The sequence below is a fragment of the Streptomyces sp. NPDC018031 genome, from assembly GCF_044327625.1.
Classification (GTDB): domain Bacteria; phylum Actinomycetota; class Actinomycetes; order Streptomycetales; family Streptomycetaceae; genus Streptomyces.
The window spans coordinates 1-23,519 of sequence record NZ_JBIRFT010000021.1 but is presented as its reverse complement, the minus strand read 5'-3'; the positions used below and the strand labels follow the sequence as shown (position 1 = coordinate 23,519).

The following is a 23,519-nucleotide window of genomic DNA, read 5'->3' as shown; positions in this document are numbered from 1 at the left end:
GGTCAGCGTCCCGACGCCGGCCACCCCCTGAGGTCGCGACGGCGCCTCCGGTACCACCCGCTGGAACAACTCCCACGACTCGTCCGGCACCAACCGCTCGGTCGTCCCCGCCATGACCCACGGAACGCCGAGTCGACCAATTGAGGTGACTTCTCAGGCCAGGAGGGCCTTCCGCAGGAACTCGCCGAACTCCGCGGGGTGCGTGGTCGGGCCGATGTGCCCGCCGGGGAAGTGCCGGAGCTCGGTGCCGAGACGCTCGGCCAGGAAAGCTGCCGAGCGGTAGGGCAGCTCACCGCGTGAGTCCTGGCCACCGGCGATCACGAGCCGGTCCGACACCCCCTCCAGCCGACGGATGTCCGGCGCGTAGGACATGAAGCCGGGCACGATCCGCCCGACGAAGTACGGCAGGTTGGCCATCGTCTGCTCGGCCCGCGCCGCCGCTTGGGGCGGAAGCTTGAGTTCGGCCTTCGGCTCGGTGGTGTCGCCGTCCTTCTTCAGGCCCGCAGCGAACACGGCCATCGCCGGCATCAGCCCTTGGGTGCGGAACGTGTCCCGCACGTGTGCGATGAGTGCGCGGTGTTCAGCCGCGTCCGGCAGGACCTCCACCACCGGCGGTTCGTGCACCGCAATACGTGCGATGCGTTCGGGGTGGGCGGTGAGGAGGTGCAGGGCGGCGATCCCGCCCGAACTGGCGCCGAACACCCGTGCAGCCTCGCCCGGCGACAGCAGTTCCAGCATCCGGAACGCGTCATCGGCGTGCTCGGCCACGTGCTGTTCCGCGTCTGGGTCGTCCAGCGTGCTGCGGGACATGCCGCGTGGGTCGTAGGTGGCGACCGTGTATTCGGCGGCCAGGCCCTCGGCGATGCCGTCGAAGGATGCCGCGCCGCCCGTCCCTCCGGAGATCAGCAGCAGGAGCGGGCCCTGGCCGCGCACTTCGTAGTGCAGGGTCGCGCCGTTCACACGCAGGCTGCCTATGGTCGGGTCGGTCATGAAGAGTCCCCTTTCCGGGACGGGGGCCAGTGCTCCAGGAGGGTGTGCAGGGCGTCGAGCGCGCGGGTCCAGGACCGCTGCGGCGAACGCTCGTGCGCGAGACCGCCCGCCGCTTCCAGGGCGACGAACCCGTGGAACGTGCTGCGCAGCAACCGGACCGCGTCGGTCAGGTCCGGCTCGGCCAGTTCGTAGCCGCGCAGCATGCCGTAGGTCAGCTCGACCGCGCGCCGAGGTCCCGGTGCTTCCGCGGCCAGCGCGGGGTCGATCCGGATCGGGGTCTGCGTTGCCATGTAGCGGCCCGGATGCGTGTGGGCGTAGTCCCGCCAGGCATTCGCGAAGGCGACGAGCGCGTCCTTGCCTGCTCGCCCGGCGGTCGCCTCCGCGATGCGGATGGTCTTCTCGTCCGCCGCCAGCAGGGCGATCCGGCCGCGCAGATCCTCCAGGCCGCGGACGTGCGTGTAAAGGCTCGCGTCCTTCACGCCCAGCCGCCGCGCCACCTGCGACATGGTCACCTGGTCGAGCCCCACGTCATCCGCCAGCTCCGCGCCCGCGATCGTCACCCGCTCCACTGTCAGCCCGGCCCGCACCATGCACCCTCCCAAGATCCTTGAGGCTCTAGTTTTAACCTAGGAACCCTAGGAAAGCAATCGGGGGCGGGCCGACACAGCGGGCGGTCGGCGACTACCTCGGCTCCGCTGCTACGCGGAGAACTCGACGGCGACGTCGTACAGACCCGGACTCGACGTGATCGGCGTCTGCGGGTCCTCGCGCACGGCTCGGGTGCGCTCCCGAAACTCGGTGTCGGCAGTGGCGGCCTCCCACGCCTCCTGGCTCTCCCAGTGGGATACGTTGACGAGCTGGAACCGGCTCTCCGACGAACGGGCCCGGTGCAGCCGAGTGTCGAGAAATCCGGACTTGGTGCTCATGAGTGCGGCGCGTTGCTCCCACTGGGCGACGAACGCGTCGAGGTGTTCGGCGGCTACTTCGAAGATGTTGATGAACGTGACGGATGAGCCCGGCGCGTTCACCGGCCGGCTGTCTGTGGTCATGAGGAACTCCAAGAAGAGGTGACGGCGCGCGCCGGGGAGCCGGCGGGTCAGGTTCTGCCGCGCAGTGCGGCGAGCTGCAGGGTGGCGAACACCGAGACGGGGATGGCCTGCAGGACCGTCCACGCCGTGCCGGCGGTGTTGGGGTCCCACCAGTCGAGGACGAGGGAGGCGACGCTCGTCGCCACCCACGCGACCCCGATCGCGACCACAAGCCGCACCGATGTGGCGGTCGGACGAGCTCGGCCGGCCAGCAGCGCGACACCCACACCGATCGTCAGCATCAGCCCGCCGGCGGTGAGCACCAGCTTGCCGCCGACCCCGAGCAGCCGGGCGAGGGAGCCGGAGGCGAAGAGGTAGACCGACCCGAAGAGGATCATTCCGGCCGCGTCCATGGCGAGGATCCGGCGCAGCGGAGCATGCGCCGGCATGGCACGATCCGTCGGGGCGACGTCCGCGGATGACGGTGTCATCGAGGTCACTCCCAGCAGACGGTGTCATCGGGCGGTCTGCGGCGGGATGTTGTAGTTGAGGCGGAAGACGTTCCGGGGGTCGTATCGGGCCTTCAGCGCGGTCAGCCGCTGGTGGTCGTCCGCGGTGTAGGCGGTGCGGGTCCGTTCCTGATCGGCGGTGTCGCCGTGGCCCATGAAGTTGAGGAACCGGCCACTGGTCCAGGGTTCCAGGTCCTTGAACATACGCCCCAGGAATGCGTGAGCATCGGCGGTGGAGATGCCCGTCAGAGGGGTGAGGACCGCCAGCATGAAGCGCGCGTCGCGATGGCCGACGGCGTTCGGGTGCGCGGGCCGGCGGGCCAGCGCGCCGCCCAGGTGGCGCAGTTCCACGATGGCCGGCAGTGCCGCGCCGGGGCCGGCATGCTCGAGGATCGTCCGGACCGTGTCGCCGTCCGGGTCTGCCAGAAAGGCTGCGTCGGCGGCCCACGGCATCGGGACCGGGGGGTCGTCGTGGATGGCGGCGCTCTGCTCATAGGGCATGTCGCGCAGGTTCTCCAGCAGCCGGGGGCCCACCTGGCGGAGTGGTCCGACCAGCCGCTCGCCGTCCTCGGGGGAGCCGGTGAAGGCGATCCGCACGTGCCAGACGTGGCGTCCGCGCATCGGCTCGGGCACCTGCGGGTCCTCCGGGAAGGGAATCAGCGCCACGGACGAGTTCATCTCATCGGGCACCGTGGCGGTCCACCGCCCGTACGCCTCCAGGAGCCCGGGAGTCCGTCCGGCGTCGAAGAAGAGGCCGCCGCCGTACAGCCGGGCCACCGGTACCAGTCCGAACTCCATGCCGGTGACGATGCCGAAGTTGTCCCGGCCGCCCAGCAGCGCCCAGTACAGCTCCGGCTCGGCGTCCGGGGTGACGTGGCGCAGCCGTCCGTCGGCGGTCACCACGTCCATGGCCCGTACCCGGTCGGCCGCCCAGCCGTGACTGCGCCCGAGCAGCGCGAGCCCTCCGCCCAGGGTGTAGGAGACGACGCCCACGTGCGGGGCGGAGCCGTTCAAGGGCGCCAAGCCGTGCCGCGCCGCCTCGGGGATCACCTGCTCGAAGCGGGCCCCGGCTGCGACGTACGCGGTGCGGGCCTCCGGGTCGACGCGGACCGCGGCCATACGCCCAGTGGTGACCAGCAATCCGCCCTCCGCGGCCACCGAGAAGCCGTGCCCGGTGTTCTGTACGGCCACCGGCAGGTCGTGTGCCGCGGCGAAGGCGACGGCAGCCGCCACGTCCTCGGCCCGCGCGGCGCCGACGATCACCTCCGGACGGTGCCGCACGGCCAGGTTGAAGCCCGTCCGCTCCTCGTCGTAGCCCTCCTGGCCAGGCAACAGCACGGGCCCCTCGATACGCGCGGCCAGGGCATTGATGTCGTGACGCTCCACGGTCCTGCTCCTTCGTCGGTGCCAACGGGAGCGATCTTGATGGGCTTATATGACACCTGCCGTCATATTCTGCGCGGGTGAAATTCGACCGTCTGCTCTCGATCGTGCTGCTGCTCCAGCATCGTGACCTGGTTCCGGCCAAGGAACTCGCCGAGCGCCTGGAGGTGTCACAGCGCACCATCTACCGCGACGTCGAAGCGCTGTCGGCGGCCGGCGTCCCGGTCTACGCCGAGCGCGGCAAGGACGGCGGCATCGGGCTCCTGGCCGGCTTCCGCACCGATGTCACGGGCCTGACCACCGACGAAGCACGTGCGCTGTTCGTGCTGGCGTCACAGAGCGCCCACTCGGCACTCGGCCTCGACCACGCGCTCGACACCGCGCTGCGCAAGGTGATGGCCGCGCTGCCCGCCCCGCACCGCCCGGCGGCCGAGCTGACCAGCCGCCGCATTCTCGTCGAACCCGACCGCTGGCATGCCGCACCCCGCCCCGAGACCGACCTGGAGACCCTGTACGCCGCGGTCCTCAGCGACCGACGGCTGCGCATCCGCTACCGCCACAGCGGCCAGACCGCGCTGCGCACCTATACCGTCGACCCGTACGGGCTGGTGGCCAAGGCCGGCACCTGGTATCTGGTCGCTGACCACAAGGGCAAGCCGCGGCTCTTCCGCACCGACCGCCTGTCGCAGGTCAGCGTCGCCGAGGCCGCAGCGCGTCGCCGGCCCGGTGTGGAGCTGACCCAGGTCTGGCACGACCTGCGCCGCCAAGTGGAGGACCGCAGCGGCGGTGTCACGGTCACCGTCCGGCTGCGCCGGGCGCGGCTGGACATGGTGACCCGCATCGCCGGCGACTACTTCACCGGGCCACCTGTCCCCGAGGCCGGCACCGACGAGTGGCTGCGGGTGGAGGTCGTCTACCCCGTCGTGGAGGCGGTCCGCCACCTGCTGCAGTTCGGCACCGACGTCGAGGTCGCCGGCCCTCCGCAGGCGTGCGAAGAGATGACCCGCGCCATCGCCGAACTGGCCGGACTCTACGACACTGCCTGAACCACGACCTCGGGGGTTGCCCCACAAACCGCCACGGCGCGCGTGCTCCTTCGGCGACCGTCGTGACAACAAGGGCGCGCACGATGCCGAGTCGGCTACCAGCCCGACCCGGAGTGACCGGCGGGCGACGGCCGACCTCGTGCTCAGTGTGCCCGGCCGGCTCCAACAGGCCCGGTACACCAGCCGGTACAAGCGGGATATGGCGTACTTCGAGGTCGAGGTCGAGGCCGAAGCCGCAGCGACACGGGAGGAGCCGCACGGCTGAGCAGGTGACGGGCCCAGGGCTCGTGCGCCGGCACGGCCCCTGGAGCGCCGTGGCACGCGGCCGAGTATGCTGCGCCCCGTGCGGTTCAGAGGCAGAACCGGGAAGGTTGACCCATGGCCGCCGTTCTCATCCCCATCCTCCTGCCTCTCCTGGCTGCACTGTGGTTCTGGAGCCGTCCGCTGCTCTCGGGCACGTGGCGGCGCAGTCCTGCCTGGTTCACCTGGAGCGCGGTGCTCCTCCTGCTGGGAGCCGGTGTCACCTACCTCATCGGCTCCCTCGCCGGGGCGTCGCTGGACCCGGCGGAGGCATGCCACAGAGCGGGCCAGAGCTACGACACGGCGTACCGCAGGGCGAACTTCGAGGAGTACACGCGGTGGTTCCCGCTGCACAACAGGTGTCACGCGGGATACGACCTGGTCCCGGCATGGGTGAACCCGGCCCTGGTCATCCTCCCCGTCCTGGCGTTGCTCTGCTTGACCTACACCGTGCGCCTGACCGCCGGCCGACGCCGCGCCGGCAGCAAGGGCATGCCGTGAACGATCTGAGCAGGCGCTGTGCATGCGGCGCCGCAGCCTGACCGTGGCCGCCGCCCTCGGCCCCTGGACAGCGCCCCGCCCGGACAGGAGCCCAGGGCTCGGCGAACTCCGTCGGCCCGCCGGAAGACGGCCGTCCCCCGCACCCGGGCGCGATCAACGAGGTGTCCGGGGCACTCACTCGTGACGTGCGCGGGCCGTGCCGAGTGCCCTGTTCGGCCGGCTGGTTTCCCCGTGCGGACCTGGACGGGGGATCCGGTACAGCACGCACGGGCGAAGCGGCCCTTCCGGCACGCTCGGGTCCTCGAAGTCGTCGGCCGGATCGCGGGTCATGCCGATCCGGCGCATCACTGCCTGGGACCGGAGGTTGTCGACGGTCGTCGACGCCACCACTTCCGGCAGCCCGAGGGCCTCGAAGCCGAAAGCCAGGCACGCCAGTGCGGCTTCGGTGGCGTAACCACGACCCCACGCCGAACGTGCCAGGCGCCAGCCGACGTCCACCCCCGTGAACGGCATGTCACCGCCCACCTCGTCCAGGCCGGCCCGGCCGATGAACTCGCCGGTCTCCCGTGTCTCCAGCGCCCACCACCCGTATCCACGCTGGTCGAACCCAGCCTGCATGAGCGCCACGGCGGCATCACTCTCCTCCCGGGTCAGCAGTTCACCCAGGTGTTCCCGGACTTCGGGATCGGCGTTCATGGCGGCCCACGGTTCGAGATCGGATTCCCTCCACCGGCGGAGGACAAGACGCTCGGTTCGCAGCTGTGGCATGCATCCCAGCCAACCCGGACCCGATCGGAATGTCGATCGGTTATGCCGGGCCCCGGGAGGGACTCGGGGGTATGCCTGCGATCGACGAGAACCGACCGCAGGGCCTGGGGCTCGGGGCGTCAGTGGCCGTCGCCGGCCGCTACCGGCCGAGCCCACGGACAGCGGAACAGTCGATGTCACCCGGTGAACGGTCGGCGAAATCCCGCTGTACGGGGTTTTGTTGTGCGGTTGACACACCTTAGCGTCCCCGCCATGTCCAACGTTTCCCGCCGTAAGGTTCTCGGTACTCTCGCAGGTGGGGCCGCGTTCTCCTTCCTTCCCCCGTCGTTGCACGAGGCGATGGCCGCGCCGATGCCGCGTGGCGGCCTGCGCGCCATCGAGCATGTGATCGTCCTGATGCAGGAGAACCGCTCCTTCGACCACTACTACGGAACCCTGAGGGGTGTACGCGGCTTCGGTGACCGTACGCCGCTGCGTCTGCCCTCGGGGGCCGCCGTCTTCGAGCAGCCGCGGTCCGCAGGCGGCGCGGTCCTGCCGTTCTCGGCCCGCCGGGCGGCGGTCGACGCCGGCCGCCCGGAGAGCGACATCCAGTACCTGGGGGCACTCGCACACGGCTTCCGTGACGCCAACCAGGCCAGGGCGAACGGTTGGTGGAACGACTGGGTCGCGGCCAAGACCCAGAGCACCATGGCCTACTACGACCGGCGTGACATTCCGCTCCAGTACGAACTGGCGGACCGGTTCACCCTGTGCGACTCCTATTTCTGCTCGGTCTACGGCTCGACGAACCCCAACCGCAACTACCTGTGGACCGGCACCACCGGCTACGAGCCGGACGGCGTCAAGCGAGCCGTCACCAACGCCGCGTACGACCACGACCACGCCGGCTACACGTGGACGACGTACCCCGAGCGCCTGGAGGCGGCCGGTGTCTCATGGCAGATCTACCAGGAGTGGGACAACTTCACCGACAACGCGGTGGAGTACTTCCGGCCCTGGAAGGAGATCGGCCGGAAGATCCTTTCCAAGGTCAGCGGCCGCTACTCCACCACCGAACAGTTCTACGACAGCCTGCTGCGCAAGGACGCGGAACAGCGCAAGGCCGAGCTGGCCGAGTTCCAGGAGGGCGTCGACGCGCTGACCGAGGCCGAGCGCCGGCTGTTCCTGCGGGGCGCCCACCGCTCCGAGCCGGACACCCTCGTACAGCGGATCCGGTCCGACATCGACAAGGGCACCCTGCCGCGGGTCAGCTGGGTCGTCCCGACGGCAGCGCTCTCCGAGCACCCCAGCACCTCCACCCCGGTCGGCAGCGCCAACCTGGTCTACGACCTCCTCGACGCCATCGCGAGCGACCCGAGGACCTGGTCCAAGACGGCACTGTTCATCAACTTCGACGAGAACGACGGCTACTTCGACCACGTACCCGCCCCGGTGGCGCCACGGCCGGCCTCCGGCAACGGCGACGACTGGTACGACGGCAGCCCCATCGGCCCCGGCCCGCGCGTGCCGATGACGATCGTGTCCCCCTGGACGGTGGGCGGCTTCGTCAGCTCCCAGGCGTTCGACCACACCTCGGTCATCCGGTTCCTGGAGAGGTGGACCGGCGTCCGGGAACCCAACATCAGCGCTTGGCGCCGCGGGGTGTTCGGCGACCTGACCTCCGCCTTCGACTTCCACCGCGGCTACCGCCGGCCCGAGGTCGAGCAGCCCGGTCCGGTACCGGCGCCAGTGGGCCGCTGGAAGCCCGAACCGCCGAAGAACCAGTCGCTCCCCGAGCAGGAAACCGGCACCCGCCGGACCCGCCCCTCGCCGTACCGGCTGTCCCTGCGCTCCGGCGTCACCCGCACCAGCGTCCGCCTCCGGCTCGGCAACGACGGATCCACCGGTGCCTGGTTCACCGCCTACCCCGGCGACGGCAGCAACCCGCACACCTGGACCGTCCCGGCGCGCAACAGTGCCGACCACACGGTCGAGTACGGTGACGACGGTTACGACCTGCAGGTACACGGCCCCGGCTGGTCCGTGTGGGAGCTTCGCGGTGCCGGAGTGGGCGCCGAGGCGCACCTCGCCGAGCAGCCGGCCGCCGGCGGTGTGCGGATCGTGTGCTCCAACCCGTCCGCCACCACCCGCAGGCTCCTCGTCGGTGAGTCGGTCCACTCCCGCGGGCACGGCGACCGCGTGCACACCGTCACCCTCAGGCCCGGTGCCTCGCACACGGTGCGGCTGCGCCCGGCGGACCACGGCTGGTACGACATCGTGGTCCTCGACCGGGACGACCCGGTCTTCCTGCGCCGCATGACCGGCCGCCTGGCGCACGACCGACCCGGCGTCACCGACCCGGCGACCGGCACACCCCCCGCGCTGGCCGCGACCATCGGCCTGCCCGAGCCCTTGCCCTCCCTGGACACACCGTTCACCCAGGGCGACCCGGCCGATGTCGTCGTCACCCTGCACAACCGGAGCCGCGGCCGGCTCGAGGGCCTCTGCACCGCCCTGACCGCCCCCTCCGGCTGGTCGGTGGAACCGACCGGAACGCACCCCAAGGCGCTGGCGGCAGGGGCCACGGCCGAGGTGCACTTCACGGTCACCCCCTCCCGCAATGCCACCAAGGGCCGGCTGGCCGTCGCCGCGCACGCCCGCGGCGACGGACTGCTCAGGTTCGCCGACGTGCGCATGCACACCGACGTGGCCCCCGTCATGTCCGTCACGCTCACCGGCCCGGCGAGCTCGCCCGGCACCGACGGCACCGTACTGTCGCCGGGTCGGCCGGCCACCGTCGAAGCCACCGTCACCAATGCCGGCAGTACGCCGCTCACCGGCCTGACCGTCACGCCGGCCCTTCCGGACGGCTGGAAGGCCACCGTCCGGGGCACCCCGCCGACGTCGGTTCCCGCGCGCTCGGACACGACCCTGGCTTGGGACGTCGTGGCGCCCGTCACGGCTGCGCGCACCCTCGCCACCCTCCGGGCGACCGCCACGGCGAAGCCGGCCGGCAGCGGCCCGGAGGTGTCCGCGTCGCTGCCGGTCAGGACCGGCCCCGTCATGACCGGCCACCTCCTCGCGGAGGACTTCGAGACCGCCGCCCCCGCACTCGGCCCGGCCGCCGATCTCAGCCGCCCCGGCCTGCTCGGCTGGACCCGGACCGTCCCCGAGGGCTGGACGGTCACCAACGCGCCCGGCATGCCGCAGGGCACGAGGGAACTGCAGGGATGGACACTCATGTCCAAGCAGTTCTGGTTCCCCGCCGGACAAAACCGCCCCTCCTTCACCCGGGCCCTCGGCGTCATCGCCGTCGCCGACCCCGACGACTGGGACGACACCGTCGGCCCGTCGGGCCGGGGCCGATTCGACTCGACCCTGACCAGCCCGGCGGTGAACATCCCGTCCGGTACCTCCACCCTCCACCTGGGCTTCGACTCCCACTACCGGCAGGAGAGTCCCCAGGAGGCCGAGGTCACCGTCGAGTTCGACTCCGGCGACAAGGTACGCCTGCTCCACTACAGCAGCGCCGGATCCGGCAACACCAACCAGGGCCGGGACCAGGAGAACCGCCTGGTCCGGCTCTCCTGTCCCGTCCCGGCCGGGGCCGGGACGGCGAAGGTGTCCTTCCGGCTCTTCAACGCGGGCAACAACTGGTACTGGGCGATCGACAACATCCGCCTGGGCACCGCACCGATCGCCGACGCCTGACCACCACCGAGGCCGGCCGGCCCGCACCCTCGGGACCTCCAGGGGCGGGCCGCCCGGCAGTCGGCCGGGATGAAGCCGGTGGGCGAGTCACCTCGACGCGGTGGATCGCCCAACCGGCAGACCCACTGCCGACGCGACACCCGTCGACCCCCATGCCGCCGTACTGCTCGGCGCCGCGCACGCACGCGGCCCGGGACTCCGTCGGCACGCCACTTCCCCTCGCCGAACGGGGCGATGTCGAGCGGGCCACGAAGGCGGTACGAGAGCGCCCGGACCAGGACACCTGTCGGACCGCGTACCGGCGCGGCTTCGGGCTGCTCCCCCGGCGAGGCACTGTCCGCGGCCCTCGGCTGAACCGCCCCGGGGTGCCCCCGGCGCAGACCCGAAGTCATGCCTCAGGAACCTGCCCGTGCGCGGGCCGATGCTCGCCGGGTCTTGCCGACATTCGAGTGGCCGACTACGCCCGGTGGCGCTCGCAGGCACTTTCCGGCTGGCGCGTGCGAGGATGCAGCGGGTCCTCGGCGCCGTCAATGCCGTCGGAAGCTGCGGGCACGTGCTGGGCCCGGCTCCGCGGGTTCGGTGGCTCCGGTGTCACCGGCAGCGGCCCGTGTCACCGGAACCGGCCGGCCACGGTGTGGAAGGACTGCTTGGGCTCCCATTGCCCGGTCTCCGCGTAACCGCGCCGCGTCCCGGTGGGGAAGGTCCTGGCCAGCGCGAAGCTGGCGATGTCCAGGTCGTGGCGGCGCTGCGGGGAATAGGGCGAGTCCGGGGCGATGAAGTTGTAGACGAACGCGCCGTGCACCCGCTCGGCTGCGTAGAGGTCCAGCAGCTCGCCGATCTCGGCGGCCTGCTCCCGCTCGTCGCGCACATAGCCGTCCTTCACCACCGGAGGCTCCCGCTCCCAGTCCACCACCTGGAAGCCGGTCCCACCGTGCTCCTCGGCCCCCGTAAAGGTGCAGCAGCCGAACTCGGTGATGAGGAGGGGCTTGCCGTGCCGGTGCAGGGCCCGCAGCTTCTGGGTGTACGTGGCCTTGTTGTCCGCGCTCCGGTACAGATTGACCCCTGCGACGTCGAAGCCACGCCAGTCGACCTCCTCCCACTCCCCCGAGCTGTACGTCACCTGGCCTTCGAACAGCGGCCGCACGGTCTTCAATGCCCGGGCCAGGAAGGCGTTGAGCCGCTCCTGGTAGCCGGCCGAGTCGGGGCGTCGAAGCGCCTGGCCACGTTCGGTGTAGTCCTTGCCCGGCACCAATCCGGACATGAAGATGGTCAGCTCGGTGCCGACCGCGATGCCCACGCCGGGGTGTCGGGTGCGCAGCCGCTCGGCGGCGCGCGCCACCGAGCCGAGGAAGGAGAGGGTCAGATCCGCGTCCTTGTCGAACTGCCGCGGCTCGAACCAGACGAACAGGCCGTGCGCGGCCGCAATCGACGCGGCTTCGGTCATCCGGTCCAAGTCGTGGCCGAGTAGCAGGATCGCGTTGCAGTGCAGCTGCTCCCTGATGGCGGCGATCTCCCGGCGGACGAACTCCGTCCGCCAGATCTCCCGGTCGGTGTCGAAGTTGACGCCTTTGCAGGTGAGCGATGCGGCGGTCCGCGGTGGCGCCGCCGCGTCGGTGGAGGCCGTACGAGCATGCGGGTTGCCGGCGGCGCAGGCGGTGCCCAGGCTCGCGGTGGACAAGGCCGCGGCGCCCGCGAGCAGGGTCCGGCGGGCGACGGATGCTGGTGTCATGCGGCCAGCCTGTACGGAACCCTGTCGGCGGCGCGTCGGTCGAAGGGATCGCGCCCCGCGACCAAAGTCGTCACCGCACTCGACCTCCGGCGCGAGAAGTGGATTGCCCCGTTGCCGGCGTCAACGCGAAATGGCGAACCACTGCTACTGGCTGGAAGAGGAGCCGGACCGGTTTCCGGTTTCCCACGGATGGCTTGATCCGCGGTGGACGCCGGCCAGGATCAAGGCACTGATCGGCCGCCGGTTCCACACGAGCGTGACGTTGTCGGGCAACTCCCGGATGCTGCGGCGCCACGGACCCGAGCGTGACCAGCGGGTGCGGAACGTCGCCGGCGTCCGCCCCGGCAGCTACCTCGGAGTACTGCCGGGCCGTACCCGGATGCCGTGATTTGTCACCGTTTCGCAACAGCGGTGAACCGAGCCGCCGGACGTTCCGTAGTGCCCGGTGGCGGGTGTGCGCGTGCCTTTGGGGTTCGCCCCCAGCCCCCGGAACCGGACCGAACGAGGAGAACGACGGACATGGCCGACGGCAACATCAAGATCAGCCCTGACGAGACGCGCGAGGCGTCCACCTGGCCGAAGACCCGGAAGGAACTCAGGCAGCACAACCTCCGCGAGGCGAACACCGAGATACAGACCTCCGGCGCCATCGGCTGACCTCTCGGCGACGGCCGGGACCTGCGGCGTCACGGTGCCATGGGATTCGGCCGCCGCGAGGAGAGAGCGCGAGGAGAGAAGGGGACCTCATGCCGCGCATTCACATCCCGATCGACGAACTCACCGACACCGTGGACGCCCTGAAGGACATCCGCGAACGGATCCAGAAAACCGCGAAGTTGGGCAACGTCGGCTCGGAGGAGGACGTGGGCGACTCCGGTCTGATCTCGGCCGTCCACGGCTTCGACGACGCCTGGTCGGCCGGCCACGAACGGGTCAAGGAGAACGTGGACACGTTCCAGGAGACCGTCAAGGGCATCGTCGACAACTTCACCAACACGGACAACGAAGCTGCGAAGGCGCTGAATGAACCCGCATGAAACACAGGAGGGGGCCGGGCAGCCGCGGCTGCTGCCCTCCGACCAGCGGCCGACGGGCGCTCCGGCGCGCTACACGCTGAAATACCCGTCCACCTGGTCACACCTGGACCTCGACCCGCATACCAGGGACGCCGCGATCCGGCGCCGTGTCGAGGAGCAGGCGAAGGGGACGAGCGCGGAGCCCGAGCAGGTGGACCGGCTGATCCGGCAGACCCGCAAGAGCGCTCGCGAGGCCTACGCCCAGGGCGCCTTGCAGGTCGGCTCTCTGATCGTGTTCCTCCCGGACGGAAGCACGCTGAACGCATCGGCCATGGTGCTGCGGACGCGGATTCCCGAGGGTGAGCCGACCGATCTCGCCGAGATCATGCTCGCCGCGGGCGTACAGAACAACCGGAAGTCCGTCGGCCGGGGTTCGGGCCTGAACCGGGTGGAGATCATGGAGCTGCCCGAGGTGGGCAGCGTGGGACGGATGACCTCCCTGGAGGACTTCGACTACTTCGGGCAGGTCACGGTCCGCACCGCCGTGCACCAGGTCGTGATCCCCGTGCCGTCGAGCCAGGACCTGATGGTGCTCGCCAGCACGACTCCGAACATCAGCCTGGCGGAGAAGTTCTTCGAGGTGTTCGACGCGGTCGCCACGACCTTCCGGTTCCACGACGACGAGACCCCCGCGGACGCGGACACAGACGCCGCCGCAGCCGTCGGCACCGAGAGCGGGAAGTGAGGTCGGGACATGGCACGCCCACCGCTGGCCGACTGGGAGTCGGTGTTCGGCTTCTCGGAGGACCCGACACCAGGCAACCCCGAGACCCTCGAACACCTCGCCACGCAGTACCGCTCCGTCTCCGAAGACGCCCTGTCCGCCCAGTCCGTCGTCTCCCGGCTCGACGCGGGCGAACTCGGCGAGGGCAAGTCCATGGAGAAGCTGTGGACCAAGCTCGGTGACCTGCCCGTGCAGGTGGGCAAGCTGCAGTCGTCCTACGAGGTGGCCGCCCAGGCGATCGACAGGTACGCCGACAGCCTCCGGGAGACACAGCAACAGGCGGACCGGGCCCTCGACCAGGGCCGCGAGGCGAAACGGGCGCTGGACGCGGCCATCCTGGTGGCGTCCACGGCGAGCGCCCGCCTGGACAGCCTCGACAAGGCGGAGACACCGCCGCCCGACGACGAGGAGGCCCGCAGCAGCACCCGGCGCGCCCTCGCCGACGCTCAGCAGGCAAAGGCCGAGGCGCAGCGGTCCGTCGAGTCGGCGGAGGCGGACCTGGAGGCCGCCCGGCTCCTGGCACTCGACGCGCGCGACCTCCGCACCACCGACGCGGCGCTGGCCAAGCGGGAGTTGGACGAGGCCAGTGGCGAGGCGGTCAAGGGAAAGAACTTCTGGGAGAAGATCGGGGACCTGCTGAACCTGGTGTTCTCCGTCGTCAGCGCCGTTCTCGGCGTGGTGGCCATGGTGTTCACGGGCCCCATCGGTGTCGTGCTCGGCGCGGGCGCTCTCATCTTCGGAGCCGGTTCGGTCATCCTCTCGATCGCAAAGGGGATAGATACCAAGGAATGGGATATCTATGGCATCGTCACGGGAATCGTGGGCCTCGGCCTGGGCGGGTTCGCCATGTGGGCCGGAAAGGGCCTCGGCGCCCTGGGCAAGGTTCCCCTGGGGCAGTGGTTCAAGAACCTCATCTGGTGGGCACCGGGCCCGGGGGCGGCAGGGATCGAGTTCGACGTCCTCAACGGCATCGGGCAGGTCATCCAGACCATCACGCATGTCCCCAAGCCGGCCATGGATGTGCTGGAGGCCTTGATCAGCGGGTCGGGGCTCGTCCTCAGTATCGGTGGCATCATCTACTCGTTCCTCGACTTTTTCGGCTTGGCGGGCGGCGCCAAGGTGCGCGCGCCCTGACGCCGCTCCCGGGCCCCCGCCCCTGAGCGGCGACCCGCTCCACCCGCGAGTCGAGGCCCCCGCCGTCACGGCGGGGGCCTCGAATCAGCTCGTGGCCAGCCGCTGGAACAGGGCCGCGATCTCGGCCTTGTCGGCAATGAGCGGCAGAGTGTCGAAATACAGTTCCCACTCACCGTCGGGGCCGAACCGCTCGATGATGCCGAAGGGGATGTTCCGCCCCTTGTCGCTGCTGACCGTGCCGTGCCATTCCACGTAGGTGGTGGTCCGGCCGAACGCCACCTGTCCGGCCTTCAGGTCGAGGTCGGCGTGTTCGAGAAGTCGGGTGAGGTAGGCGCCCTTGCCTTCGGCAGTGGCGAGCGAGTGGGCGAGCCCCGGAGCGGTCAACCTCGCACCCGTCATCCGGTCGGTGAGCGCGGAGACGTCCCCGGAATTCCACGCGGCCAGCCGGGAGGAGATCTCACTCGCCCGGAAGCGTGGCGGCGCGCCGGCGGTCTGCCGGGACTCGGTGACGGGGCCGGCGTCGGCGATGCCCTCGAAGAGGTTGCGCAGCTCCGGGGCGGCGGAGCGGTAGACGGTGTAGCGGTCGTAGTAGCGCCGTGCCTGGATCGTCTTGCCGTCGTCGGAGAGGAGGTTCCGGGCGATCTGGGGGTAGGCCACCTTCTGGCCCTTGATCGTGACCTCGTTCCACTGACCGAACATCATCACCGCGCCGTCGGCGACTACGTCCGTGCCCCGGTACCGAAGGTCCGGGACGAGCCGCAGCGACCCGACGATCGAGTTCCCGATCGTGGTGTGGCCGCGTTGGGGTCCACCGCCGGCCTCCCACAGCGTCGCTTCCGGGTCGAAGATGTCCAGGTAGGCCTGGACTCTCGGGTGCCCGGTCTCGCCCGGCTGCGGGGGCGTCCCGGTGGGCGTCTCGCCGAAGGCGATCTGCCGGGTGAGGAAGGCGCAGACGTTCGGGGTGATCCGGCCCTCGAGCCGCTCGACCTTCTCCCGCACCTCCGGGCAGGCATCCGCCCCGCCGGCCGTGCCGGCAGTCGCCGGGGCCGACTGTCCGGCGGCGACCGCCGTGCACGACAGTCCGGTGGCAACGGCCACCGCGAGCAGCACTGTCCGCCCGTACACCGCTCGCCTCACACCCGCATGCCGATTCACGATCATGGTGCTTCCCTTCTCGTGGCGCTCTCCGGCGGACCGGCGCCGGCGGCGCGGATCCGCCCGAACTTGCTGATCAGGACGGTATGCGTGCCCGTGCGCGGAGGAATCAGTACCGGCTTAGGTAATCGCCGGTACCGCGGACCGCTGCAGTAGTGTGCGGCCCATGCTGTACGGGCGAGACGACGAACAGAGACGAATCGACCACTTGCTCGCCGCCGCCCGAGACGGCAGGAGTGGCGCACTGGTCGTACGAGGTGCACCTGGCATCGGCAAGACAGCCTTGCTGGAGTACGCGATATCCGCCGCTACGGGGATGCGAGTGCTACGAGGCCAAGGGATCGAGGCCGAGGGCGAACTGCCGTACGCGGGCCTGCATCTACTGCTCCACCCGGCACTGGGTGAAGCCGAACGGCTGCCCGGGCCGCAGCGGTCCGCACTGCTGAGCGCCTTCGGGCTGGCGGATTCCGACCGCCCCGGGGACCCGCTGCTGGTGGGCCTGGCCGTGCTCTCGCTGCTGTCCGAACTCGCCGAGCGGGGCCCCCTGCTGTGCGTGGTGGACGACACGCACTGGCTGGACCACGGGTCCGCGGAAGCGCTGCTGTTCGCCGCGCGGCGGCTGCACGCCGAGGGCATCGCACTGCTCCTCGCCGAGCGCGACGACCCCGGCTCACTCCCTGCTCCGGGGCTGCCCGAGCTGGCCCTGGCGGGGCTGGACGACGGGGCGGCGGCCCGGCTCCTGGACCACAAGGCCGCCGACCTGAGTAACGCGGCGCGTGATCGCGTCTTGTCCGCGGCCTGGGGCAACCCGCTGGCGCTGCTCGAGCTTCCCGCCGTACTGACCCGGGAGGGGGGCGGCATCACCGGTCCCGGCCCCGGACCGGTCGATGGCGGCGCCGCGACCACCGGTCCCGCGGTCCCTGGCAGCGAGGTTCCACTCGGGGACCGGTTGCGGGTGGTGTTCGGCGGGCAGTTGGTCGGCCTGCCCGCGGCCACCCGCACGGTCCTGCTGGCCGCCGCGGCCGAGCACCGTGGCGAGCTGGACGTGGTGCTGCGGGCGGTGGCGACCTCGGGCGCGGGCCCCACAGACCTGGCACCCGCCGAACGGGCCGGGCTGATCCGGGTCGACGGCCGCAACGTTGTCTTTCGGCACCCGCTCGTGCGGGCGGCCGTCCTCCAAAGCGCGCCGCACGGCGACCGCATCGCCGTCCACCGGGCCCTGGCCGAAGCGCTGTCCGGCCCGGACCAGGCAGACAGGCGCGCCTGGCAGTCGGCCGCCGCCGCGTGCGCCCCCGACGAGGAGGTGGCCGCCGAACTGGCCGCCGCGGCGGCACGGGCCCGTGCCCGTGGTGGTCCGGCCGCGGCGGCCGCAGCCCACGAGGCCGCCGCCCGGTTCGCCCCCGATCCCGCCTGGCGCACCGAGCACCTGGTGATGGCGGCCGCCGACGCTGCGGAGGCGGGTGACTTCGCGCACGCCGGTGATCTGGCCGAACGTGCTCTGCCGGACGCTGCTGATCCGGTCCTGCGCTCCCGGGTGCTTCAGGTGCGGGCCGCGGCCGACTTCGGCCGGGGCGCCCTGCGCGACGCCAACGCCCACCTCCTCGCGGGGGCCGAGTCGGCTGCCGGGCACGACTCGGGCCAGGCGCTGAAGCTGCTGCTGGACGCGGTGCACATCGCCTGGTTCATCGACGACGGAGGAGTGCGCCCGCGTACCGCCCGCCAGGTAGCCGCGCTGGCGGTGCCCGCCGGGTCCACGGCGGCGCCCGCGGCCGGGCTGCTGCGGTCCCTGGTGGGCATCTGGGAGGGCCGGCACGTGCCTGCCGAGCCGTTCCCAGAGCTGGTTCGGGCCGCGTGCCGGGCGTTGGGCGATGACCCGCGCGGCCAAGTGCTGGTCGCCGCCGCGATGCTGGCCGGGGCGCAGGACGCGGAGCTGTACGAACTGGCATCCAACCTGGTGGCGCAAGGCCGGGAGCAGGGCAGGATCGCCTGGCTGCCGCCGGCGCTGAGCTATCTCACCGCGGCGGAGTTCTTTCTCGGGCGACCGCGGGCCGCGGTCGCTGCCGCCACGGAGGCGCTGCATATCGCGCAGGACACCAATCAGCCGCAGTGGACGGGGCAGTTGCAGGCCATCCTTGCCGCACTGGCCGCCGCCGCGGGCGACGATGAACGCTGCCGTGCCCTCGCCGCGGAGGCGCTCGAGGGCACTCCGGCGCCCAACATCGGCGGCGCGCGCTGGGCGCTGGGTCTGCTCGCCCTGGGGGCGGGCCGCCCGGAGGAGGCGGTGCGGCACTTGGAGGCGCTGGCCGAGGGGCCGGAGCGGCACCTGGCCCACTCCACCCGCAGCATCCCCGACCTGGTCGAGGCGGCGGTGCGGCTGGGCGAGACCGACCGCGCGGAGCGTGCCTTCGCCCGCCTCGACCACTGGGCCCGTTGGGCCGGACAACCGTGCGTGGACGCTCTGGTCAGCCGCTGCCGGGCCCTGCTGGACTCCGGTGAGTCAGTCGAGAAGCACTACCGGACGGCCTTGGGCCGGCACGCGCTGGCGCCCCGCCCGTACGAGGAGGCCCGGACGCGCCTACTGTACGGCGAGTGGCTGCGGCGGGAGCGCCGGAAGGCCGAGGCGACCGCGCAGTTGCGGGGCGCACTGCGGATCTTCGAGGACCTCGGTGCTGAACCGTGGGCCCACCGAGCCCGCACCGAGCTGGGCGCCACTGGTATCGAGACTCCACGGGCTCGCCCCGCCGGGCCTCTGGCCCAGCTCACCCCGCAGGAGAATCAGATCGTACGGCTGGCGGCGGACGGCCTGCAGAACCGGGCCATCGCCGCCAAGCTGTTCCTGAGCCCCCGGACGGTGGCCTACCACCTCTACAAGGCGTATCCCAAGCTGGGCGTGGCGTCGCGCAGCGAGCTTTCGGTGGTGCTGGATGCACGACAGGACGTGTAACGCGACAGACCCGCCATGGCCGGCGGGCAACCGAACGGCGCCTGACCAGCTGATTTCGCCGGGCGACCCCGATACCTGGCCGAACCGCCAGGGCAGGCCCCAGCACTCGACCCAGTTCGGCTACACCGCTTCTGAAGGTTGAAAGGGAAGGCGGCTCCGTCGCCGCCCACCGTTGTGCCTCAACCGACTTTCCACGGCCGGCTGCGGCGCTGCGGCGCTCCTGACGACGGGAAGCCGGGTCAACACGGTAAGCCGGTGCTTCGTCCAGACCCCCACCATGAGCATCGTGGCATCGTGGCATCGTGGCGTCGGACGAGGACCGTGCGGTCTTCGGGAGGCTGGGTGACGAGCTCACACCGATGAAACGGCACGGCCGGCTCCAGCGTCGGAACGCGTGTCAGGGGCGGGACTTCCACACCTCCAGGGCGCCGGTCTGGGTGTCGTAGCTGCGCAGGGTCGTGAGCCGGGCCGACAGCGGGGGCTCCGGCAGCAGTTCGGGGAGGCGCCGGTGGGCGAAGGCTCCGGCCCGCCGGGTTCGGCCGAGGGTGATGTGCGGGCTCCAGCGTCCGGGTTCATGGAAGGGGCTGAGGGTCTCGGGCGGGCTGTCCGAGACCACCGCCTCCCACACCCGGCGGTGCAACCCGGCCAGCGCAAAGTCGAGGTCAAGCGCCCAGGCCAGCACCGAGGTGGGCCGCTCGAAGCGGACCACGCCGGTGAACCGCACCGGCAGCGGCAGGGAGGCGGCCACTTCGGCGAGCTCCCAGCGGATCGGGGCGGTCAGCTCCGGGCAGGCGGCCAGCGTGAGGTGCGGGCTGTTGGTCGGTGAGCGGTGGCGCGCCTGGCTGGGCAACCCCGCGTCCGCCAGCCGCCGCCAGGCTTCCTGAACCGCTACTTCCGCCGCCTCGTCCAAGAGGAGCTCGACCGTGTGCACCGTCGCAGCGTACCGACGACCGTCCGCGACTTCGCCGCCGGCCGGGCCGGCAATCCGGATACTCGGCAAGAGCCCTGCGGGCGCTCTCTGATGACGGTCGCGCCGCATGGCGGCTGGAAGCCCCCGGCAGCCGCCGCAGCGGTACGGCGGAGGCCGGCCGGTGAACCGCTCGTCGTCGGCGTCGCCAGCAGGCGGCATGAGGCTCCGGCCGTCCGGGCGGGCTCTCTCGCCGGCCCGGACGAGGGTTCTCAGGTGTGGGCGACTTCGGCCCTGCGCGTCGAGTGGCTTGCGCGACCCGCTGGTGCGCGCACGCCGGATACGGACGGGCATCAGCCGGTCTCCTGGGTCAGCGCGTCGATCCGACCCATGACACGGGACGCGTGCCGGGCCAGGAACCGTTCCGGGTCGTCGGTGAACCGATGCAGCGCCACGGCGGCGGTGAGGATCACGTCGCACAGCTCGGCCGCCACGTCCTCGGGCCCGTGAGTGACGCCCTTGCGGGGGTTCTGGCCCACGGTGCCGATGTACGCCTGCATCACCTCCCCTGCCTCCTCGGCCAGCTTCATGAGCCGCATCGCTGTCTCGTGGTCGCTGTTTCCGTTCGCCTCGTCGAGCCAGGCGGCCGAGCGGCGGGCAGCCGCCCACAGAGGGGACGGGGTCAGGGGTTCGCGGGCGGGCATCAGGTCTCCTGGGTCTGCTGGGTGGCGATGTAGGGCAGCACGGTTTTCGCCGGGCGGCCCTCTGGCGTGCGGCGGCGAGGAACTGGTCGCGGTCGGGGCGCGCGTCCGCCGCGGCGCGCAGGGGTCTCGTCAGGTGTCGGCGTACCGCTGCACCTCGGCGTTCCGCAGTTGCTCCTCGGCCGTGGCCAGGCGGGTGCCGAGCTGGTCGCCTCCGCACCAGGCGTCGGGGGCGTTGATGCGGGCCCAGCGTCCGGGCAGCAGGCAACGGGTGCTGTCGGAGCGGTCCATCAGTGGCAGCCGACACGCACCGCGTCCGGGGCACAGGTGGCGGGGCGTCCGGGCCGTCGAGAGCCATCTGCTGTTTGCTCACTGCCCGTTCCCCTCGGTCGCGCGGGCGGCGGCCTGCTCGGGCCGGGCTTCGCCGGGCCCTGGCAGCCGCCCGGTACCGGTGCGCCTTCACCACCGGCCTCGTTGCGGGCGTGCCGGGCGGCCATCGCCCCGCGGCCGGATCCCGTTGGGGACCGCGGCCCGTTCACCAGCCCCGGAGCCGGCCGCTTCCGGCCCGGCCGCCCCTTGCCCGGCCCGCCACGAGGCTTGGTGATTTCGACGAGTACCTGGCAGCTCACCGAAGAGCAGCAGGCTGTCAACGGTCGGCAGAGGCGGTGACAGCGGTGATGTGCTGGCCTGCCTCGTCGGCTGTGATCCGAAGATCCATCCATCGCGCGGGAGCCAGTTGTGCGGGCCAGCCCAGGTCCTCGTAGGGGCGAGGCTCGCGCTGGCTGCGCACCCGCATGAACTCGACCTGTGCGACGGGGACCCCGACGGCGCGGCCGCGGCCGTCACTGACGAGGCGCACCAGCAAGTCGCAACCGAAAGGGCTGTCCAGCGGCGTCACCAGCACGCCGCCGCGCTTGAGCTGACGTAGCCATGCGGCGGGGACCTGCCGGACCGATGCGGTGCTCACTATGCGGTCGTACGGGCCGCCGTCGGCTTGCCCCTGCTCGCCATCGCCGGTGATGACGCGGGGGTCCATGCCCAGAGACTTCAGCCGGCTGCGGGCGCGGGCTGCGATCTCGGCATCGATCTCCACCGTGGTCACTCCGGCGGCTCCGGTCCGGTGGGCCAGGAGCGCGGTGGTGTAGCCGGTTCCGGTCCCGAGTTCGAGAATGGTCTCGCCGGGCTCGGGAGCCAGGTGCCGGAGGAGTTCGATCACGACACCGGGCGCGGAGATGCTGGAGGTGAACGCTCCGGTCGCCGGGCCGGTGGTCGCCACGGCGCCGTCGTCGATCTGCGTGATGAGCGCGACGCCGGGTCGGTAGGTTGCCTTGAGCCAGGCCCAGGGCTTCACCGCCCGGTCGATCAGGGCGTAGCGGCCGTCCTCGCCGGGGGCCGGCCACCACACCTTGTCCGGCACGAAGTGCTCCCGTGGCACTTCGAGGAAGGCCTTGCGGAGCCAGGAGCAGCCGGCGAATCCGCGCGGGTTCCGGTCCATCTCCTGTGCGCAGCGCTCACGCAGGCTCTCCGCGGTCACCGCCATGGCGCGGGTGCCCTAGTCCTCTTCCGGGGTGTCGTCGGGCTCGGGCATGGGATTGCCGGGGTCGCCCGGGCTGGAGTACGGTCCGCCGACCTGCCCATCCCCCGACTGACGATCGTCTCCAGCCATGACAGCCCTCCCGGCGCCGCACAGTGTCCGGGGTTCACCCTAGGCACGCCTCCGGCCGCTTGCCGGGAAGACGCGGTGGATGGCTGAAATCAGCACCGCACCGATCCGTTGCGCTGACTGGAATCGCACTCTTCGCCCCGCCGCGTGGTGGATGGCCGCCTGTCCGGCATTCAGTGGCCCGGCAACCCTTCCGGTGCCCCTGAGCGGCTTGTCCGGCCGGGCATCTTCCGTACCCGCTCGGATGCCTGGCATGAGCCATCCCGTCCGGACGACCGGTGGTGGTGCCCAGCGGCGGTACAACCAGGGAGAGACAGGGCGGCCGCCGGACCGAGCCGGACGACGCGCGTACCGCCGCCTCCGGCACCACGGAGGTGCCGGAGGCGGCGGCTGGCGGCGGCTGGCGGCAAGGAACAGCCCGGCGAGCCGCACCATGTCTCCTATCACCAGTCCGGAGTCCTGGCGCCGTTGACTGATCCACAGTGGTGTGCCGGAGACGAAGGTCAGCTGGTATGTGTCCGGGTCGGCCCGCCGGATGTCCGCCCAGGTGCGTCTCAGATGTGCGGGCGGGCTGCTGAACGCGGCCACCCGTACCGGGCCGAGGTCCAGCACCGAGGCCCGCGCAGGGAAGCCCCCGGCGTTCGCGCTGCTGATGGTGAGCGGTGCCAGCTCACGGGAGATCAGCTCGCCCCAGAAGGGCGGCTGCTCGTTCGCAGGTAGGTTCTCGTTCGACACTTTCGACCACATGGCCCCCTCCCCCTGTCGCGGTACCGACGACCGTGTACGGAAAGTCCCCCAGCATTCGGCCCGGACCGTCACGGCACCCAGGGCGCGTCGGAGATGCCGGGCACACCGTCGGCGACGCGGGAGCGGTCAGAGCCTGCGCCATCCCGATGTCCGCATACATCGGCATCAGTCCACCTGCCTCCCCTTCCATGCCCGGCCGGGGACTTCGACAAGCGGCGACAATCAGCCCTCACGAGCAGAATCCGAGGTTCAGCGACAGCCGGCCTCACGGACGGTGGGAAGCCGGCTCCAGCGCGGCGACGCGCGAACGGTGCTGCCGGTTGGCGGCGGGCATGGGGCCGGATGAGACTGTTCGTGGCCGTGTGCGGGCGCCAGAGCCGCGGTGCTCCAGGCCGGCGGCGGTTCGGTCTCCCCCGCTCGCGCGTGGTTGGTTCGCGGGGCGTGAGTGAGTCGTTTCCGGAGCGTTAGCGGCTCCGGGAAAAGTGGTGACCACACCGCGGGACCGACCGAAGAACGACTCCCGC

The 23,519-nt window shown here is 71.4% G+C and carries 22 protein-coding genes and 1 pseudogene; 11 read left to right on the top strand and 12 right to left on the bottom strand.

Annotation, left to right across the window (positions count from 1 at the left end; genetic code table 11):
- Positions 1-153: 153 nt before the first annotated feature.
- The 5 genes from ACH4B3_RS30270 to ACH4B3_RS30250 form a co-directional block, all read right to left on the bottom strand.
- Positions 154-990, bottom strand: coding sequence for an alpha/beta fold hydrolase (locus ACH4B3_RS30270; protein WP_398468237.1), 837 nt, complete (start codon positions 988-990; stop codon positions 154-156).
- On the bottom strand, positions 987-1,580 hold the full coding sequence (locus ACH4B3_RS30265; protein WP_398468370.1) for a TetR/AcrR family transcriptional regulator: 594 nt from the start codon (positions 1,578-1,580) through the stop codon (positions 987-989). Before ACH4B3_RS30265 ends, ACH4B3_RS30270 begins: the two co-directional genes overlap by 4 nt.
- Positions 1,581-1,688: 108 nt before the next feature.
- Positions 1,689-2,039 carry an antibiotic biosynthesis monooxygenase family protein gene (locus ACH4B3_RS30260; protein WP_398468235.1) on the bottom strand — a complete coding sequence of 117 codons (351 nt, stop codon included), beginning with the start codon at positions 2,037-2,039 and terminating at the stop codon, positions 1,689-1,691.
- Positions 2,040-2,086: 47 nt separating this feature from the next.
- Positions 2,087-2,467, bottom strand: a complete 381-nt coding sequence (locus ACH4B3_RS30255; protein WP_398468233.1) for a hypothetical protein — start codon at positions 2,465-2,467, stop codon at positions 2,087-2,089.
- Positions 2,468-2,533: 66 nt separating this feature from the next.
- Complete coding sequence (locus ACH4B3_RS30250) at positions 2,534-3,913, bottom strand: FAD-binding oxidoreductase (RefSeq protein ID WP_398468231.1); 1,380 nt, start codon at positions 3,911-3,913, stop codon at positions 2,534-2,536.
- A gap of 77 nt (positions 3,914-3,990) precedes the next feature.
- On the opposite strand from ACH4B3_RS30250, the gene ACH4B3_RS30245 reads away from it, so the two are divergent.
- The 3 genes from ACH4B3_RS30245 (at position 3,991) to ACH4B3_RS30235 (ending at position 5,757) form a co-directional block, all read left to right on the top strand.
- A complete protein-coding gene (locus ACH4B3_RS30245) occupies positions 3,991-4,956 on the top strand; it encodes a helix-turn-helix transcriptional regulator (protein WP_398468229.1) in 966 nt (321 codons plus the stop codon).
- Positions 4,957-5,095: 139 nt separating this feature from the next.
- Positions 5,096-5,221 carry a hypothetical protein gene (locus ACH4B3_RS30240; protein WP_398468227.1) on the top strand — a complete coding sequence of 42 codons (126 nt, stop codon included), beginning with the start codon at positions 5,096-5,098 and terminating at the stop codon, positions 5,219-5,221.
- 113 nt (positions 5,222-5,334) lie between these two features.
- Positions 5,335-5,757: a hypothetical protein gene (locus ACH4B3_RS30235; RefSeq protein WP_398468225.1), complete on the top strand. Its 423-nt coding sequence runs from the start codon at positions 5,335-5,337 to the stop codon at positions 5,755-5,757.
- Positions 5,758-5,931: 174 nt separating this feature from the next.
- Here ACH4B3_RS30235 and ACH4B3_RS30230 read toward each other — a convergent pair whose 3' ends face one another.
- Positions 5,932-6,525 (bottom strand): GNAT family N-acetyltransferase, encoded by a 594-nt coding sequence (locus ACH4B3_RS30230; protein ID WP_398468223.1) that lies wholly within the window; start codon positions 6,523-6,525, stop codon positions 5,932-5,934.
- Positions 6,526-6,777: 252 nt separating this feature from the next.
- Between ACH4B3_RS30230 and ACH4B3_RS30225 the strand changes: the two genes are divergently transcribed.
- Entirely contained in the window at positions 6,778-10,215 is a 3,438-nt protein-coding gene (locus tag ACH4B3_RS30225; protein WP_398468221.1) for a phosphocholine-specific phospholipase C, read from the top strand.
- Positions 10,216-10,825: 610 nt separating this feature from the next.
- On the opposite strand, the gene ACH4B3_RS30220 is transcribed toward ACH4B3_RS30225, so the two are convergent.
- A complete protein-coding gene (locus ACH4B3_RS30220; protein WP_398468219.1) occupies positions 10,826-11,944 on the bottom strand; it encodes an abortive infection protein in 1,119 nt (372 codons plus the stop codon).
- Here ACH4B3_RS30220 and ACH4B3_RS30215 point away from each other — a divergent pair.
- The 5 genes from ACH4B3_RS30215 (at position 11,943) to ACH4B3_RS30195 (ending at position 14,878) form a co-directional block, all read left to right on the top strand.
- Positions 11,943-12,332 carry a winged helix-turn-helix domain-containing protein gene (locus ACH4B3_RS30215; RefSeq protein WP_398468217.1) on the top strand — a complete coding sequence of 130 codons (390 nt, stop codon included), beginning with the start codon at positions 11,943-11,945 and terminating at the stop codon, positions 12,330-12,332. The genes ACH4B3_RS30220 and ACH4B3_RS30215 overlap by 2 nt on opposite strands.
- Positions 12,333-12,463: 131 nt before the next feature.
- Entirely contained in the window at positions 12,464-12,601 is a 138-nt protein-coding gene (locus ACH4B3_RS30210) for a hypothetical protein (protein ID WP_398468215.1), read from the top strand.
- Between the two features lie 89 nt (positions 12,602-12,690).
- The gene (locus ACH4B3_RS30205; protein ID WP_398468214.1) at positions 12,691-12,981 is read left to right on the top strand and encodes a hypothetical protein; all 291 of its coding nucleotides are present in this window, start codon (positions 12,691-12,693) and stop codon (positions 12,979-12,981) included.
- Positions 12,968-13,705 carry a hypothetical protein gene (locus ACH4B3_RS30200; RefSeq protein WP_398468212.1) on the top strand — a complete coding sequence of 246 codons (738 nt, stop codon included), beginning with the start codon at positions 12,968-12,970 and terminating at the stop codon, positions 13,703-13,705. The genes ACH4B3_RS30205 and ACH4B3_RS30200 overlap by 14 nt, the downstream gene beginning before the upstream one ends.
- 9 nt (positions 13,706-13,714) lie before the next feature.
- Positions 13,715-14,878, top strand: coding sequence for a putative T7SS-secreted protein (locus ACH4B3_RS30195; protein ID WP_398468210.1), 1,164 nt, complete (start codon positions 13,715-13,717; stop codon positions 14,876-14,878).
- 84 nt (positions 14,879-14,962) lie between these two features.
- Here ACH4B3_RS30195 and ACH4B3_RS30190 read toward each other — a convergent pair whose 3' ends face one another.
- Positions 14,963-16,003: a hypothetical protein gene (locus tag ACH4B3_RS30190; protein ID WP_398468208.1), complete on the bottom strand. Its 1,041-nt coding sequence runs from the start codon at positions 16,001-16,003 to the stop codon at positions 14,963-14,965.
- 196 nt (positions 16,004-16,199) lie between these two features.
- Between ACH4B3_RS30190 and ACH4B3_RS30185 the strand changes: the two genes are divergently transcribed.
- Together ACH4B3_RS30185 and ACH4B3_RS30180 are read left to right on the top strand one after the other, a co-directional pair.
- Positions 16,200-18,977, top strand: a complete 2,778-nt coding sequence (locus ACH4B3_RS30185; protein WP_398468206.1) for an ATP-binding protein — start codon at positions 16,200-16,202, stop codon at positions 18,975-18,977.
- Between the two features lie 22 nt (positions 18,978-18,999).
- Positions 19,000-19,150, top strand: a pseudogene (locus tag ACH4B3_RS30180) (ISNCY family transposase); the annotation flags it as partial.
- A 224-nt stretch (positions 19,151-19,374) separates the two neighbouring features.
- Here the strand turns inward: ACH4B3_RS30180 and ACH4B3_RS30175 are convergent.
- From ACH4B3_RS30175 to ACH4B3_RS30160, 4 genes are all read right to left on the bottom strand, one after another.
- Positions 19,375-19,908 (bottom strand): 2'-5' RNA ligase family protein, encoded by a 534-nt coding sequence (locus tag ACH4B3_RS30175; RefSeq protein ID WP_398468204.1) that lies wholly within the window; start codon positions 19,906-19,908, stop codon positions 19,375-19,377.
- Between the two features lie 329 nt (positions 19,909-20,237).
- Positions 20,238-20,588 carry a MazG-like family protein gene (locus ACH4B3_RS30170; RefSeq protein WP_398468202.1) on the bottom strand — a complete coding sequence of 117 codons (351 nt, stop codon included), beginning with the start codon at positions 20,586-20,588 and terminating at the stop codon, positions 20,238-20,240.
- A gap of 129 nt (positions 20,589-20,717) precedes the next feature.
- The gene (locus ACH4B3_RS30165) at positions 20,718-20,876 is read right to left on the bottom strand and encodes a hypothetical protein (protein WP_398468200.1); all 159 of its coding nucleotides are present in this window, start codon (positions 20,874-20,876) and stop codon (positions 20,718-20,720) included.
- 355 nt (positions 20,877-21,231) lie between these two features.
- Positions 21,232-22,125, bottom strand: a complete 894-nt coding sequence (locus ACH4B3_RS30160; protein WP_398468198.1) for a methyltransferase domain-containing protein — start codon at positions 22,123-22,125, stop codon at positions 21,232-21,234.
- Between the last annotated feature and the right edge of the window lie 1,394 nt (positions 22,126-23,519).

Excerpts from the sequence above, each read along its gene's own strand:
- ACH4B3_RS30270 (WP_398468237.1), bottom strand. The coding sequence starts at position 990 with ATGACCGACCCGACCATAGGCAGCCTGCGTGTGAACGGCGCGACCCTG.
- ACH4B3_RS30265 (WP_398468370.1), bottom strand. The coding sequence starts at position 1,580 with ATGGTGCGGGCCGGGCTGACAGTGGAGCGGGTGACGATCGCGGGCGCG.
- ACH4B3_RS30260 (WP_398468235.1), bottom strand. The coding sequence starts at position 2,039 with ATGACCACAGACAGCCGGCCGGTGAACGCGCCGGGCTCATCCGTCACG.
- ACH4B3_RS30255 (WP_398468233.1), bottom strand. The coding sequence starts at position 2,467 with ATGCCGGCGCATGCTCCGCTGCGCCGGATCCTCGCCATGGACGCGGCC.
- ACH4B3_RS30235 (WP_398468225.1), top strand. The coding sequence starts at position 5,335 with ATGGCCGCCGTTCTCATCCCCATCCTCCTGCCTCTCCTGGCTGCACTG.
- ACH4B3_RS30230 (WP_398468223.1), bottom strand. The coding sequence starts at position 6,525 with ATGCCACAGCTGCGAACCGAGCGTCTTGTCCTCCGCCGGTGGAGGGAA.
- ACH4B3_RS30225 (WP_398468221.1), top strand. The coding sequence starts at position 6,778 with ATGTCCAACGTTTCCCGCCGTAAGGTTCTCGGTACTCTCGCAGGTGGG.
- ACH4B3_RS30215 (WP_398468217.1), top strand. The coding sequence starts at position 11,943 with ATGCGGCCAGCCTGTACGGAACCCTGTCGGCGGCGCGTCGGTCGAAGG.
- ACH4B3_RS30220 (WP_398468219.1), bottom strand. The coding sequence starts at position 11,944 with ATGACACCAGCATCCGTCGCCCGCCGGACCCTGCTCGCGGGCGCCGCG.
- ACH4B3_RS30210 (WP_398468215.1), top strand. The coding sequence starts at position 12,464 with ATGGCCGACGGCAACATCAAGATCAGCCCTGACGAGACGCGCGAGGCG.
- ACH4B3_RS30205 (WP_398468214.1), top strand. The coding sequence starts at position 12,691 with ATGCCGCGCATTCACATCCCGATCGACGAACTCACCGACACCGTGGAC.
- ACH4B3_RS30200 (WP_398468212.1), top strand. The coding sequence starts at position 12,968 with ATGAACCCGCATGAAACACAGGAGGGGGCCGGGCAGCCGCGGCTGCTG.
- ACH4B3_RS30195 (WP_398468210.1), top strand. The coding sequence starts at position 13,715 with ATGGCACGCCCACCGCTGGCCGACTGGGAGTCGGTGTTCGGCTTCTCG.
- ACH4B3_RS30185 (WP_398468206.1), top strand. The coding sequence starts at position 16,200 with ATGCTGTACGGGCGAGACGACGAACAGAGACGAATCGACCACTTGCTC.
- ACH4B3_RS30170 (WP_398468202.1), bottom strand. The coding sequence starts at position 20,588 with ATGCCCGCCCGCGAACCCCTGACCCCGTCCCCTCTGTGGGCGGCTGCC.
- ACH4B3_RS30165 (WP_398468200.1), bottom strand. The coding sequence starts at position 20,876 with ATGGACCGCTCCGACAGCACCCGTTGCCTGCTGCCCGGACGCTGGGCC.
- ACH4B3_RS30160 (WP_398468198.1), bottom strand. The coding sequence starts at position 22,125 with ATGGCGGTGACCGCGGAGAGCCTGCGTGAGCGCTGCGCACAGGAGATG.